The 14,953-nt window shown below is 41.6% G+C and carries 11 protein-coding genes; 7 read left to right on the plus strand and 4 right to left on the minus strand.

What is annotated here, in order from left to right:
- The first annotated feature begins 1 nt into the window (after position 1).
- The 6 genes from DO88_RS09220 to glpD all read left to right on the plus strand — a co-directional run bounded on the left by DO88_RS09220 (position 2) and on the right by glpD (position 8,093).
- Entirely contained in the window at positions 2–1,066 is a 1,065-nt protein-coding gene (locus DO88_RS09220) for a UDP-glucose--hexose-1-phosphate uridylyltransferase (protein ID WP_033039430.1), read from the plus strand.
- Positions 1,056–2,204 (plus strand): galactokinase, encoded by a 1,149-nt coding sequence (galK, locus tag DO88_RS09215; RefSeq protein WP_033039431.1) that lies wholly within the window; start codon positions 1,056–1,058, stop codon positions 2,202–2,204. Before DO88_RS09220 ends, galK begins: the two co-directional genes overlap by 11 nt.
- A gap of 19 nt (positions 2,205–2,223) precedes the next feature.
- Positions 2,224–3,228 carry a Gfo/Idh/MocA family protein gene (locus DO88_RS09210; RefSeq protein ID WP_033039433.1) on the plus strand — a complete coding sequence of 335 codons (1,005 nt, stop codon included), beginning with the start codon at positions 2,224–2,226 and terminating at the stop codon, positions 3,226–3,228.
- 29 nt (positions 3,229–3,257) lie between these two features.
- Positions 3,258–4,580 carry an alpha/beta hydrolase family protein gene (locus DO88_RS09205; protein ID WP_033039434.1) on the plus strand — a complete coding sequence of 441 codons (1,323 nt, stop codon included), beginning with the start codon at positions 3,258–3,260 and terminating at the stop codon, positions 4,578–4,580.
- A 296-nt stretch (positions 4,581–4,876) separates the two neighbouring features.
- Positions 4,877–6,376, plus strand: a complete 1,500-nt coding sequence (glpK, locus tag DO88_RS09200) for a glycerol kinase GlpK (protein ID WP_033014813.1) — start codon at positions 4,877–4,879, stop codon at positions 6,374–6,376.
- Between the two features lie 211 nt (positions 6,377–6,587).
- Positions 6,588–8,093 (plus strand): glycerol-3-phosphate dehydrogenase, encoded by a 1,506-nt coding sequence (gene glpD / locus DO88_RS09195; RefSeq protein ID WP_033039436.1) that lies wholly within the window; start codon positions 6,588–6,590, stop codon positions 8,091–8,093.
- Positions 8,094–8,339: 246 nt separating this feature from the next.
- Here glpD and DO88_RS09190 read toward each other — a convergent pair whose 3' ends face one another.
- Together DO88_RS09190 and DO88_RS09185 are read right to left on the minus strand one after the other, a co-directional pair.
- A complete protein-coding gene (locus DO88_RS09190) occupies positions 8,340–9,281 on the minus strand; it encodes a 2-dehydro-3-deoxygalactonokinase (RefSeq protein ID WP_033029198.1) in 942 nt (313 codons plus the stop codon).
- A gap of 3 nt (positions 9,282–9,284) precedes the next feature.
- Entirely contained in the window at positions 9,285–10,043 is a 759-nt protein-coding gene (locus tag DO88_RS09185) for an SDR family NAD(P)-dependent oxidoreductase (RefSeq protein WP_007376247.1), read from the minus strand.
- Positions 10,044–10,240: 197 nt separating this feature from the next.
- Between DO88_RS09185 and DO88_RS09180 the strand changes: the two genes are divergently transcribed.
- A complete protein-coding gene (locus tag DO88_RS09180; protein ID WP_007376246.1) occupies positions 10,241–10,942 on the plus strand; it encodes a FadR/GntR family transcriptional regulator in 702 nt (233 codons plus the stop codon).
- A 69-nt stretch (positions 10,943–11,011) separates the two neighbouring features.
- On the opposite strand, the gene DO88_RS09175 is transcribed toward DO88_RS09180, so the two are convergent.
- Complete coding sequence (locus DO88_RS09175) at positions 11,012–13,144, minus strand: alpha-galactosidase (RefSeq protein WP_033039438.1); 2,133 nt, start codon at positions 13,142–13,144, stop codon at positions 11,012–11,014.
- A gap of 322 nt (positions 13,145–13,466) precedes the next feature.
- A complete protein-coding gene (locus DO88_RS09170; protein WP_007376244.1) occupies positions 13,467–14,945 on the minus strand; it encodes an SLC5 family protein in 1,479 nt (492 codons plus the stop codon).
- Between the last annotated feature and the right edge of the window lie 8 nt (positions 14,946–14,953).

A 14,953-nucleotide genomic window follows, 5' to 3' on the forward strand; every position in this document is an offset into this window, starting at 1 on the left:
TATGACTTTATTAGAAAGTACTCACAGACGTAAAAATCCGCTAACGGGTCGTTGGGTATTAGTGTCACCACATCGTAATAATCGCCCATGGTTAGGCGCAACAGAAGCTGTTAACGAAAACGTATTACCAAAACACGATGACAGCTGCCCACTTTGTCCTGGCAACACCCGTGCAAATGGCGACAGTAACCCAGATTACAAATACACCCATGTATTTAGAAATGACTTTGGCGCACTCACACCTAATGCCAGCGAGCAATTACAAAGCTTAGAGTCAGACAGCGATTTATTTATTGCCGACGAAGCCAGTGGCGAATGCCGCGTAATTTGTTTTTCTCCGGAGCACAATAAAACACTACCAGAGCTTAGCCAAAATGCATTGCACGAAGTAGTAAAAACTTGGAAACAAAATTACACAGAGCTTGCACAGCAGTACGAATGCGTACAAGTTTTTGAGAATAAAGGCGAGATCATGGGTTGTTCGCAACCTCATCCTCACGGTCAAGTATGGGCGCATTCGCATTTATCAACGGAAATTGAAGCCGAAGATAACCAGCAGCTCGCCTATTATGAAAAGCATGGCACAGCCTTGCTTGCCGATTACGCGCAAAAAGAGCAAGCAGATCAAACTCGTGTAGTATTTGAAAACGAGCACTGGCTTGTGGTTGTGCCATTTTGGGCTGCATGGCCGTTTGAAACAATGCTAGTAACTAAAGATAACATTCAAAACTTTAGCCAGCTAAACGATGCACAAACCGACTCTTTAGCTCAGGCTCTTAAAGTATTAACCACTAAATACGACAACGTATTTAATTGCAGCTTCCCCTACTCAATGGGTTGGCACAATGCACCGGCCAATAGAGGCTCTGATGAGCAGCACTGGCGCTTGCATGCACATTTTTATCCGCCGCTACTTCGCTCTGCTACCGTTAAAAAACACATGGTAGGCTACGAAATGCTAGGCGAAAGCCAACGCGATTTAAGCGCAGAAACCGCCGCTTCTATTTTAAAAGCAGCCAGTACCACACATTATAAAGATACAGCAGGACACATAGATGAAGCTTAACGAATTCCAACAACAATTTTTGTCACTGTATGGCGCTCCTGCTCAAGGTATTGCAGCAGCACCGGGGCGTGTAAACCTCATTGGCGAATTTACCGACTACAACGATGGCTTTGTTTTACCGTGTTCGTTAGCGTTTCGTACCCAAGTTATGTTTAAACAGCGCGACGATAATATTATCACTGTGCGCTCTTTAAATTACCCAGGCGAGCAAGACCGCTTTAGCGTTGATGAAGAAATCACTGAAGGCCAATCGCAATGGGGTAACTACATTCGCGCGGTGGCTTTTGTACTTAAACGAGCAGGCCATACATTACGTGGCGCTGACCTACTTATTGATAGTAATTTGCCGCAAGGCAGTGGCTTGTCGTCATCGGCAGCACTCGAAGTTGCTGTTGGCGGTATGTTTAACCATATTGCACAGCTTGGTTTACCACCAGAGAAAATTGCGTTATTTGGCCAAGAAGCCGAAAACGACTTTATGCATTGCCAATGCGGTATTATGGATCAGCTTATTTCGGCTAAAGGCGAGAATGGTCACGCACTTTTAATTGACTGCGAAAACTTAGCGACTACGGCGGTAAAAGTACCAGATGATTTAAACATTGTTATTGTTAATTCAAACTACCCGCGTAAATTAGTTGATAGCGAATACAACCAGCGCCGTATTGACTGCGAACAAGCTGCTGTAAAAATGGGTGTAGAAACACTTCGCCAAGCAACCATGACTGGCTTGCAAGCAGTAAAAGCGACATTAAGCGAAAACGAATATAAACGTGCACACCACGTAATTAGCGAAAACGACCGCGTAATTGCAGCAACTACTGCACTGCAAAATAACGATATGGATGCACTTCGTACGCTAATGGCAGCATCGCACCAATCACTTAAACACGACTTTGAAGTAACCGTACCGGCAACCGATGGCCTAGTAGAAATTTGTAAAGAAGCGATGGGCGAGCGCGGCGCAGTACGTATGACAGGGGGTGGTTTTGGTGGTGCAATTGTATGTTTGTGTCGTGATGCTGAAGTACCACTAATTAAAGCAGCGGTAGAAAAGCATTACTTTGAGCGTTTTAGCCTAAATGCTGATATTTACGTATGTTCAGCGGGTTCAGGATTACAAATTACGTCTTTTTAAATAAATTTAAGGAATAAGCATGGCAAAGGTTAATTGGGGAATTATTGGGTGTGGCAATATAGCTCACACCTTTGCTAAAAGCATTGCACATTGTAGTGATGCACAGCTTATTGGCGCGGCATCAACGAGTATGCAGCGCGCTAAAGAATTTGCCACACCGTACAATATTCAAGGCTATGAGAGCTATCAAGCTCTTATGCAATGCCCAAATATAGATGCTATTTATATTGCCAATACGCACGATCAACACTTTAAAACGATAGCCCAATGCTTAAAGCACAATAAGCACGTGCTAAGCGAAAAACCAATTACCGTTAATGCTAAGCAGTTGCAAAGCCTCACTGAGCTTGCAAAACAACAAAACTGCTTTTTAATGGAAGGCGTTTGGATGCGATTTTTACCAGCCATAGTAAAATTACAACAACTCCTAAATGAAGGTGTTATTGGTAATGTACACAGTGTTAATGCCAACTTTAGTTTACCTGGCAGCTTTGCCGACACTCATCGATTAATGAACCCTGTAACAGCGGGTGGCGCCCTACTCGATTTAGGTATTTATCCTATTTCGATTGCTGATGTGGTATTTAATAAAGCCCCTGAACACATCAAATCCTTTGTACATAAAAGCACAACCGGTGTTGATGAGCGAAGCACTGCTATAGTTGATTACGGTAATGGGCAATTTGCATCTCTTGCCAGCGCACTGCAGCAAAATGGCCCAACAGAAGCATGTATTAATGGTGAGCTTGGCTATATTCGAATACCTCAGTTTGTAGGTGCACAAACGCTAGAGCTACACATAAACGACCAAGACCCTCAGTACTTTGAATACAACTTTAGCGACAATGAAAATTTCAAGTTTGAAATTGCACATGTCACGCAGTGTATATTACAAAAACAAACCCAAAGCAGCGTATTACCACTGGGTACTAGCTTACGAGTTATGAACATAATGGATACCTTACGAGCACAATGGCAGTTGCAATATAGCAATGCCGTCGAGTCGGCTGAACTGACTAATTAAAAAATAAAAATACACAACAAGGACACACAATGACACACACACTCAAGGCGCTTTCAAAAGCTATATTACTTGCTACGTGCAGTTTATCTGCCAGTGTAGCTGTTGCTGAATCTAATAAACCAGAGCAGCTATACCCGCCAATCACTAGCGAAGTACTCCCAGAACTTGCAGCTAAAGGTAGCTACAATGTAGGTGTGCAAACACTTGGTTTAGTTAACCCTGCGCAATTTGATCCCGCTACACAAGGTCAAAAAGATCGTCCTTTAAAAGTAGAAGTGTGGTATCCGGCTGCAAATACAGCAAAAGCACCACTTAGCAGCTACACTGATCAAACTCGCTCAGGTAAAGAGTTTACTCTGCAAGCCGATGCAATGCGTGATGTCGCCATAAATAGTAAAGAGCACTACCCTGTCATTGTGCTTTCGCACGGTTATACCGGTTACCGTACAATTATGTACTACCTTGGCGAGCACTTAGCGTCACACGGTTACATAGTTGTAGCGATTGATCATACTGATTCAACTAACGCAGATGTTGATTTTAAAAATGCGCCGTTCTCTGGCTTTTTCAGTACGCTTATAAATCGCTCTCGCGATCAGCAGTTTGTTATTAATTACTTCAACGAGCAAAATAACTTTGCAAGTAAGCAAGTAGATAACAAAAGCGCTGGTGTAATTGGTTACTCAATGGGTGGCTATGGCGCGGTAAATACGATAGGTGGTTGTTACGCTTTTAATGAGCAAACTACGGCCATGTTTACGGGTATAAAAGACCCAGCTCAGATTAAACAAGTACAGCAACTACTCAACAGCTGCGCTGGTGGACAATACCAAAACCCAAAAGTAGACCCACGTATAAAAGCCATGGTTGCCTTTGCACCGTGGGGCGGACAGCACGCTATATTTGATGCCAAAGCAATGGCAAATATTAAAGTACCTTCGCTTTATATAGCTGGTAACTTAGATGACATTTCGGGTTATGAGGGCATTAAAAACCTATATAACCAAACAGGCAGCGAAGATAAGTACATGCTTACTTACAAAAATGCGCGCCATAATATTGCACCACACCCAGCCCCTGCTATTGCACAAAGCAGCAGTGAGTTAGATATAGGCCATTACTACGAGCCATCGTGGTCTATGCGCACACTAAACGAAATCAATAAACACTTTGTGCTTGCTATGATGGATTGCCACGTAAAAGGTATAGCCAGTGAGTGTAAATACTTAGATTTACCACAAAACGGCGACCAAGCTGTTGTTGATGGTAAGCCACTACCACAGTGGCACGGATTTGATAATCGCTTTTCCACTGGTATGGATTGGCAGCAAGCTAAACCACACGTTAAGTAACTGAGCTCTGGATAATAAATCTATCTCAAGCAGCTATGTTCAGCGTTAACTGCGTTGAATTTACTTGCAATAGTCCGTCAGATTTCAAGTTAAATAACTCACTAAAAGCGACTGTTTCTCTTAAATAGTCGCGCTCGCACTTAAAATTTACTCAAAGTAAAACGCCCTGCTTTTTAAAAGTTATCAATCAAAACAGGCGAGTTTACTTTTTAGTAAGATATTTTAAGAAAAACCATTGCCATTAGCTAACGTTAAAGGCAATCTAGCTATATATAAGATAAATAATATTAATAAATATGTCCAAATACATACTCTCAATTGATCAAGGAACCACAAGCTCTCGTGCCATCTTGTTTACAAAAGATGCAGACGTTTTTGGTACAGCACAGCAAGAATTTCCTCAGCATTTTCCACAAAACGGCTGGGTTGAGCACGATCCTAACGATATTTGGCAAACAGTGCTTAGCACTAGTCGCGAAGTACTCGCTAAACAAGATGTAAAGCCTGAAGAAATTATCGCTATAGGTATCACTAACCAACGCGAAACCACCCTAGTATGGAACAAAAAAACAGGCAAAACGATTTATAACGCGATTGTTTGGCAAGATAGACGCACTAGTGACTACTGCGAAAGCTTAACGACCGATGAACTTTGCCAAACTATTAGCGAAAAAACAGGCTTGCTACTTGACCCTTATTTTTCAGCCACTAAAGTTCGTTGGATTTTAGATAATGTTGAAGGCGCACGCGAACAAGCCCTCGCTGGCGAACTGGCTTTTGGTACGGTTGACACTTACCTACTTTGGCAACTAACAGGTGGTAAAGAACATCGCACTGATGCAACGAATGCATCCCGTACTATGTTATTTAATATTCATACCCAGCAGTGGGATCAAGAGCTTCTAGAGTTATTCGATATTCCAGAATCTATGCTGCCAGAAGTAATGGACTCAGCCGACGAATTTGGCTCAACGAGCGCTGATATTTTTGGTGCACCAATTCGTGTATGTGGTATTGCTGGTGATCAACAGGCAGCCCTTGTTGGTCATGCATGTTTTGAGCAAGGCATGGCAAAAAGTACATATGGCACTGGCTGCTTTTTAATGCTTAACACCGGCGAAAAAGCACTGACCTCAGAAAACCGCTTACTGACTACTGTTGCCTATAGACTAAACGGCAAACCAACTTACGCCATTGAAGGCAGTATCTTTATGGCTGGCGCGACTATGCAGTGGATTGTGGAAGGCTTAAAACTACTTAGTCATGCTGGCGAAAGTGAATCGATGGTTAAAGATGTCCCCCTCGATCATGGTGTATTTTTAGTGCCTTCGTTTACGGGTTTAGGTGCACCTTATTGGGACCCAAATGCACGTGGCGCTATTTTAGGTCTTACACGCGACTCAGGAATTAGTACTATTGTTGCGGCTGCTTTGCAATCAGTGGGTTATCAAACCAAAGATTTACAAAAAGCGATGGAGCGTGATGGCCTTCGCCCAAGTGTGCTTCGTGTAGATGGCGGCATGGTAAAAAACAATTGGGTTATGACCTTCCTATCAAACATTTTAGGTGCAACAGTAGAGCGTCCAACGGTGACCGAAACCACCTCTTTAGGGGTCGCTTATTTAGCAGGCTTACAAACCGGCGTTTACGAATCAACTGAGCAGTTATCGAAAATGTGGACATGTGACCGTCGTTTTGAGCCAACCATGAGTGCCGACGAGCGTAATGATTTATATGCAAAATGGCAGCACTGTGTAGCTCAAGTGTGCTTAACAAATAAAAATTGCCCGCAGTAAATACTAAGTGGCTAAGGCTAATACTTTAGTCACTTTGTCTTTTTTAACTTAGCTAAATGCTCGATTTAAAAGGCACACTTTACTGCTCCAAATTGAAAGTGGATTCGCGTCAAAATTAACAAATAAAAAATTGGGTTTTCTATTGTCAAATGAAAACAGCAGCTTTATGATGCTTTATGTATTATTTATATTATAAATAGAAGGGTGCTCGGTGAAATTAGCAGATAACGAATATGACTTACTAGTCATCGGTGGCGGCGTAAACGGCACAGGCATAGCAGCAGATGCTGCTGGTAGAGGACTTAAAGTACTTTTGTGCGAACAGTCAGATCTAGCTTCTGCAACGTCTTCAAACAGCTCCAAGCTGATCCATGGTGGTCTGCGCTACCTTGAGCACTACGAATTTAGATTAGTAAAAGAAGCCTTAGCCGAGCGAGAAGTGCTGCTAAAAAATGCCCCTCACATTATGTGGCCACTTACGTTTAGATTACCCCATCAAAAGCATTTACGCCCTGCATGGATGATCCGCATTGGCTTATTTATGTATGACAACCTAGCAAAACGAGTTACGTTACCTGCATCGAAGAGCATTAAATTTGGCGAGCATAGCGTACTAGAACCTTCAATTACTAAAGGTTTTGAATACGCTGATGGCTGGGTTGATGACTCTCGCTTAGTTATTTTAAACGCCCTTGCAGCGCAGCAAAAAGGCGCAGTAATTGCCACACAAACTAAATGTGTCAAAGCGCATCGTGAGCAAGATAAATGGCAAGTAACGCTTGAGCAACAAAGTGCAAAATCGCATTATAGTATTGCTGCTAAAGGCATAGTAAATGCAGCGGGTCCTTGGGTTGCTAAGCTTTTTGATGAAGCACTCGAAGAAAAATCACCACAAAATATTCGCCTTGTAAAGGGTAGCCACATTGTCGTGCCACGCATTCATAACGAACCGCAAGCTTATATTTTACAAAATAAAGATCAGCGTATTGTGTTTGTTATTCCGTTTGAAGATGATTACTCACTTATTGGCACGACTGATGTTGAGCACAAAGGTGAGGCACAAGACGTTAAAATTAGTGAAGAAGAAATCGATTACCTTATCGAGATTACTAATAGCTACTTTAAAACTCCGATTAAACGCCAAGATATTGTGCATACTTTTTCAGGTGTACGTCCATTACTTGATGATGAATCAGTTAATGCACAAGCCGTTACTCGCGATTATAAACTAGAGCTTTCGAGTGATGCTAAACAAACACCTCTACTGAGTGTGTTTGGCGGAAAAATTACAACTTACCGCAAACTTGCCGAAGCTGCGGTTAACAAACTTGAAGACTTTTACCCGCAAATGAGTGAAGCTTGGACTAAACATAGTGCGTTACCAGGTGGCGATTTTAGCTCTGTAGAAGCACTTAAAGCGCAATTACAAACAACCTATAATTGGTTACCACAAATACTGCTAAATCGCTTTGTACGCACCTATGGTACTCGCACTATAAATATTTTGGGTGATGCAAAACAACTAAGCGATTTAGGTCAAGATTTTGGGCATAACTTATTTGCAGCAGAGGTCGATTTTTTATTAAATGAAGAGTGGGCACAAAACGCATATAACATATTATGGCGCCGCACAAAGTTAGGACTGCGCTTTAGTGAAACCCAAACTACCACCCTTAATAATTATATTGAACAAAGCAAAGCGGCCAAAATTGCTTAATAACCGCTAAAGAAATTGGCTGCAATAGCCCTAAAAGCTTTCTACGAAACCCCTTTATAATTTAATCATTATGAAGGGGTTTAATTTTCTCGGTTATATAATACCAATCCGCAATAACACTTGGTCAATTTGAGGGCTTAAACCTGGCGCTAACTATGTTAATAATTTCTGATATAGAACAACTAAATAACGAAATTCTCACCTTGTTATCGACCCGATTTTCTTACTTCAAAATCGCTCACTTAATTAAGCTGATTGATATAAAAAATTAAAACCGCTCAACGTAGCCATTTTAATGTCAAACTCAACACATTTAACGCCTATTTGGTTAAGTGCCGTAGAAAAACATTTATTAAGCTGTTTGGTTCCCACTACCACAACTTGTGTATTACTTTGCAACTGCCACTCACTGGCATGGCGTGCTGCTCGTACGTCACTGCCAATTAACACACCCGATAAATACGCTTTAGCTTGTACAGGTGTTAACTCCTTTGAAAGCTGACGAGTACGCACACTAAAAATACCATGCGCTAAATTACCACTATCACTGTCAAGCGTGAGTTTGCACCCTTGAGCAAATGCTTTCCAATCAAAGTCGCCCTCTTCACAGTCACTGGGTATCAATACACTTTGGTGGCACAGTAAATCGTATAACTCGCCAGTCATTGCGGTTTTAAAGCAGATTATTTCACCATGGTTTATAAGTACCCACTTAGTATGTGTACCTGGTAAACACAGTAATATTTTACCCTGTTGATACTCTGGATTTTGTTTTAAAAACCCTAAAATTTGCAGCTCTTCACCGCGCATTACATCAAATAAAGAATTTTGTAGGGTACATTTAGTACCCGGCAACGCTTTAATAGTATGCCCTGCACAATTAAAGCTAATAGCAGCATCGAGCAAACTCTCAGGGTTTATAGGGCACTCTAAATAGGGCGTTTCGTACCAACCTATGCTTGATGTGATTTGCCCTGCTATATATACAGGTACGCAGCCATACTGCTGACTCCAAGGCTCGATAGCACTAAGAAGCGTTTGCTCAAAGTCTTGATTAACTTTTACAACACCTGGCCCATCACGTTGTTCAAGTAATGTAAGCGGTTGTTTTGCGTTAACGCGGCACAAATAAGCACGTAAATGACTGGTACCCCAATCAACGGCTATAAAAAGAGATGAAGTAGTCAAACTTTAAAGTCTCCCACCGTCAATTTTAATGCCCTGCCCGGTAATCATACTGCTTTCATCTGCCGCTAAAAACATCGCTAAATTAGCAACATCCTCAGGTGAAACTAGCTTTTTAAGCGCCATAGCTTCCATCCATTTTACTTGCTCGGCCTCTGTAAACCAGCTTGCTAATTGACGGTCGGTAGCCACCCACCCAGGTAAAATAGCATTTACGCGAATACCAAACTCGCCATAATCACGAGCAAGTGCCTTAGTCATGCCTATAAGACCTGCTTTAGCGGTAACGTAACCGGCCATTTGCGGTTGGCCCATTATGGCATTGATAGAACTAAAGTTTATAATACTGCCCGCCCCTTCTCGCTGCATAAATGACATAGCGACTTGGGAAGCAAAAAAGGCTGGATTTAAATTAATTTGCAGACACTGATCCCAGTCTTGCACTGTAACGTCTTCGCTAGGTTGACGGCGATCGTTTGCTACGTTATTGACCAGTACATTGACGCTACCAAGGGCAGCACACGCATCAACTAATGATTGCTGCAGAGCATGGGAATCAGTTACATCAACTTGCCTGTACCATAAGTTAGCTTGTGGGAGATTGTTAATGAGCGCCTGCGCAGCATCGTCGTCTATATCGATAAAAGCAACTTTGGCATTTTGCTTAGTAAATGATTCGACCATTGCTCTACCGATGCCTGATGCACCACCAGTAATAAAAATAACTTTACCAGAAAGACTATGATATTGAGCGAGGGTGTTCAAATTCAACTCTCCATACAGCACATATAAAATCTTATTTAAACCCTTTATAAACTGATACTTACAACATAAAGGGCCAAACCAAATTGTTATTACTGTGTTAAAATACTTAACTAATAAAAAGTTTATACCATATCCTTACGTACATTAATATGATATATGATATATAATCTAGCAATATGAACTCGGAAACTCGCACAATGAAAAGCCAACCTCGTCAAAACTTAACACACCAACTAACCCATGATTTGGGTTTTGCTATTGTGCGTGGCGTGTACCCTGTAAGTGAAGGTCTGCCGTCGGAAGCTGACTTATGTATAAAATACGATGTGAGCCGTAGTGCCACTCGCGAAGCGGTAAAAATGCTCTCTGCTAAAGGATTAATTTCGTCGCGTCCTAAGCAGGGTATTCGTGTATTACCTGAAAGTAGCTGGAACATGTTTGATACCGACGTACTCCGTTGGATTTTAAGCAGCAAACCGTCACTTTCTTTATTAAAAGAATTTACCCAAGTCCGTGTAGCACTTGAGCCTCAAGCTGCAGCGCTTGCAGCGGTGAATGCAACTGCTGAACAACTCGTTGAAATAGATAATGCATTAGCGCGTATGGCCGATGCCGATGAAGGATTAGATGATCCTCTCGAAGCTGATATTGCCTTTCATACCAGTATATTAGTGGCCAGCAACAACCGATTTTTTGTACAATTGACTGAGTTTATTAGCACCGCATTACGTGTAAGTATTCGCTACACTAACCATATTAAAGGTGTACCCGGCGCTGATGTAGCAAAGCATGCAGACATTTTAAATACCATAAAATCACGTAACCCAGAGCTGGCTAAAAAAGCAGTAGAAACTATTTTAGAAGAAGCGCTTGAGCTTATCGAATCAAAGCTGGTGTAGTAAAAAGTTACTTTTGACAGATTAAAAAAGGGAGCTAATTAGCTCCCTTTTTGCTGCCCATATTTAAAATTACGCTTTTGTAAGTTCAAAAATAAGCGATGTTTGCGGGAATGAAATTGGCATTTGTAAGCCAAACTGCATTAACGCTTCACCTGTAAATGTTTGACCATTTACCACAGCAATAGAAGATGGGCGATACTCTTCAAATTTTACCGGCCACACTAAATTAAGTGTATATTGTGCATCGGTATCTAGGCCAACAAAGCGTAATTTATTAGGCGCTGTACGCGGTGTTTCGCGAACGCTATTATAGGCAAATAACGCTTTTGTTTTTTGCTCATCGATTAAACCAAAGTTAATTGATAAATCGTCGCTATCAAGGCGGTATAAATCGGCGCTATGAATAAACTCCCGATGCTCTTTGTGAAGTACTATTGCCGCTTTGAGTGTATTGTATTCGTGATCGGTCAGCTCACGTGGGTCCATTTCAATGCCCATGTGGCCAAACATTGATACCGCAGCACGCATTTCAATGCTCACATTACGCCCTGTGATATGACAATCACGTGGGCCTACGTGTGCACCCATTACCGACGATGGGAAAAAGAACGAACATCCACGCTGTATTTCAAGGCGATCAAGCGCATCGTTTGAATCTGACGTCCATACACGGTCTGTGTGTGCAAGTACGCCGTAATCTACACGTGCACCACCTGACGAACAGCTTTCTATTTCAAGCCCTGGGTGCGCCGCTTTAATACGATCAATTAAACGATAAAGCGCCAATGTTTGTTGATGCACGGCCGGCTTACCATCAAAGTTACCCGCATGGTTAATATCGCGGTTCATATCCCATTTAATGTACTTAATGGTTGGGTATTCAACTAAAATATCGTCAATGGCTTTGTATAGGTACTCAACCACCTCAGAGCGCGTTAAATCAAGTACGAGCTGATTTCTAAAGCTTAACTGTTCGTTGTTTTGAGAGCCTAAAACCCAATCAGGATGCGCGCGGTATAAATCACTATCAGGGTTGACCATTTCTGGTTCAAACCAAATACCAAACTCCATACCTAAGCTATTAACATGATCTATAACTGGCGATAAGCCATCTGGGTAAATTTTGTAATCTACTGTCCAATCACCTAAGCCAGCATTGTCGCCACGGCGGCCTTTAAACCAACCATCATCAAGTACAAAACGCTCAATACCTAACGGGGCTACTTTGTCGGCTAATTGCTTAAGCGTGTCTACGTCGTGATCAAAGTAAATACCTTCCCATGTGTTGTAATGCACAGGGCGCGTTTTTTCGCGTTGTGCTTGGCTAAGTAAATTAGCTTTAACAAAACGATGGAAATTACGAGAAAGCGCGCTAAAACCTTCACTGGAAAACGAGCCATAAATGCTCGGGCTTTGATACGTTTGACCTTTAACAAGCGTAAGCTCACCAGGAAGTAATAGCTCGCCCATTTGTACATAACGGCGCCCTTCAGCTAAAAGCTCTGCACGTAGTTTATTGTTACCACTCCAACCTAAATGAAAGCCGTAACATTCCCCGTGTTGCTCGCCTGCATTTTCGTTATGCACTAATAAACCAGGAAATACATCGTGTGATGTTTTGCCTTTACGGTTTTCGCGAACAAAACTACCTAAGACTAAATCAACCGATTGACGCTGGAATTCGTTTGACCAACGACCTTCAAAGCTCACTATTTTGCTTACGCTATCTGGCAATTGAAATGTTGGCGCGGCGCAAAAATTAACGCCCAGTGGTGAGTCACCTAAATTAGTTAATACAGTATGTGCACTTAGTACGTCAGTGCTTTTATCAAGTGTAATGCTATGCACGACTTCAATACCACGAAGCTTATCTACACTTACAAACTCAACGGTCGCACTTGAAGGCTGACGCACTTCTTGAAGCTCTGGCCCTACTGACCATGCAATTGAGTCGTTTACAAGTTCAAGGCCTGGCGCACCAGTAAAGCCTTCGCCTAATAAAGGAGATAGAGAAATAGGCGCTTCTTCAACCACGGCACATTTTACTTCTTGACGAGTTGCTAGCTGAGTAAGCATTGTTTCAGTTGTTTGCTCAGATAGGCGTTTACCAAAGTACAGTAATGCCGGTGTTTTGCTCTGGCAATCGAAAATAACGGTGCTGTTTACACTGTCTAATCGATAAAATGATTTAGTGTCGGCCATGATTTTCCTATCCTTTTAATCTATTACGAGTTAAATAATGTGAGTATGTGAGTCAGTTATTTTGTGTGTGAACTCATTTACCGTTGCTTGAGATACGATCGGTCAGACAGTGGCTCTCAATAATAATAGTATATATCATATAAATTAACTTTTGATAGCCTTTGCACTGCAAATAGTTAGATAAACTCACTGGAAGTACCACTGCAATAAAAGACATTAAACTAACCTTAACTCAAAAATCCAATTACTCTCTTTTTGATGGATAAAAAAATCGGCCAAGAATTACCTGTGACCGATTTTAATAGCTTAATTTATCTGTAGTTTATTTTTGTATTAGCGTCTGCGTTGCGCCATCAAGATCAGGGGTCTTACCTGCCCACTGCGCGTTTAAGCCAAATACCACTTTATTTACTACTAATGCAAAAGTCACACATACAATGAGTGTAATTGGCATTAAGTGAATGTAATGAATGTCGGTATGTAGTGGTGAGTTTGCAAACGTAAGCATACCGTACATAACCACGCCTAAAATTACCGCTGCAATACCCGCACGGGCATCAACATTTTTAAATAATAAGCCCACTACAAAAATAGAGAATATAGGCATACTTAATAAGCCGTTTAATTGCTGTAGTAAGTTAATAATACTGTCGGCTTGCTGATAAATTGGTACAAGTACCAGCGTTAAACTCGTTAGTAATAATGTTACGTAACCACTTAGCTTTACTACACTTGGCTCTTTATTAAAGTAAGCTTCGTGAATGTCACACACGTATAGTGCTGTGGCTGAATTTAATAAACTGTTGTAAGTAGATAGCACTGCCGCCGCCATTGCCGCTGCAAATACACCAGTTAACCATGCAGGCATTACATCGCCAACAATTCGACCGTAAGCAGCGTCGCCAATATCACCATAAAGTTTAAACGAAATAATACCCGGTAATACCACAATTGCAGGGACGATTAAAAAGCGAATACCTGCTGCTGCAAATATACCTTTTTGCGCTTCTTTAACATTAGGCGCTGCCATTGCTCGTTGCGTAATTGTTTGGTTAGTACCCCAGTAATACATTTGAATAAAGATCATACCGGTTAAAAGTGTTGGCCACGGAATAGGTGAATCAGCATCGCCGATGAGTGTTAAACGCTCCTCTGGAATACCCGAAAAGTCATAGTCAATCGCATTAAGTGCTAAAAAGACTACTAAAACAGCCATGCCCAGTACAAGTATGCCATTGTAGGTATCCGATACAGCAACTGCCCGCAAACCACCAAAAAATGCATAAACAGCACCAATAATGGCAAACGCGGTGGCAATATACATTAGTGGAATATCAACCTTAAACATGGTTTGCATAAAGAGCGCGCCAGAATAAATAACCGCTGGCATATAAATAAGTGCATTACCTAAAAAGAATAATCCCCCAATAACAGCGCGAATATGTTTGTTGTTATAGCGCTTTTCTAAAAGCTCTGTGGTCGTTGTACAGTTGTATTTGTAATAAACAGGAATGAACACTTTGGCTAAAATAATCAAACCTATAATTGCTGCAAGCTCCCACCAAACCAGTAAAGCCATTTGGTTACCGTTCATGCCAACAAGCTGGTCAGTACTTAAATTAGTAAGTGTGATTGAACCTGCAACAAACATCCAAGTAAGGCCACCGCCGGCTAAAAAGTACTCTTTAGTTTGGCTTTGTCCGTTATTACGATTTTGGCCTCGGCATTTCCAATAAGTAAGGCCACCAATTAAAGCGGTGACAAAAACAAAAACCACCAGCTGTAAAATATTATCTGACATGTGTGTGT

This window comes from Pseudoalteromonas sp. S3431, from assembly GCF_000690035.1.
GTDB classification, from domain to species: domain Bacteria; phylum Pseudomonadota; class Gammaproteobacteria; order Enterobacterales; family Alteromonadaceae; genus Pseudoalteromonas; species Pseudoalteromonas fuliginea.

What these genes read in the sequence shown, in the direction of transcription:
- DO88_RS09220 (WP_033039430.1), top strand. Translation starts at nt 2, where the DNA reads ATGACTTTATTAGAAAGTACTCACAGACGTAAAAATCCGCTAACGGGT.
- galK (WP_033039431.1), top strand. Translation starts at nt 1,056, where the DNA reads ATGAAGCTTAACGAATTCCAACAACAATTTTTGTCACTGTATGGCGCT.
- DO88_RS09210 (WP_033039433.1), top strand. Translation starts at nt 2,224, where the DNA reads ATGGCAAAGGTTAATTGGGGAATTATTGGGTGTGGCAATATAGCTCAC.
- DO88_RS09205 (WP_033039434.1), top strand. Translation starts at nt 3,258, where the DNA reads ATGACACACACACTCAAGGCGCTTTCAAAAGCTATATTACTTGCTACG.
- glpK (WP_033014813.1), top strand. Translation starts at nt 4,877, where the DNA reads ATGTCCAAATACATACTCTCAATTGATCAAGGAACCACAAGCTCTCGT.
- DO88_RS09180 (WP_007376246.1), top strand. Translation starts at nt 10,241, where the DNA reads ATGAAAAGCCAACCTCGTCAAAACTTAACACACCAACTAACCCATGAT.
- DO88_RS09175 (WP_033039438.1), bottom strand. Translation starts at nt 13,144, where the DNA reads ATGGCCGACACTAAATCATTTTATCGATTAGACAGTGTAAACAGCACC.
- DO88_RS09170 (WP_007376244.1), bottom strand. Translation starts at nt 14,945, where the DNA reads ATGTCAGATAATATTTTACAGCTGGTGGTTTTTGTTTTTGTCACCGCT.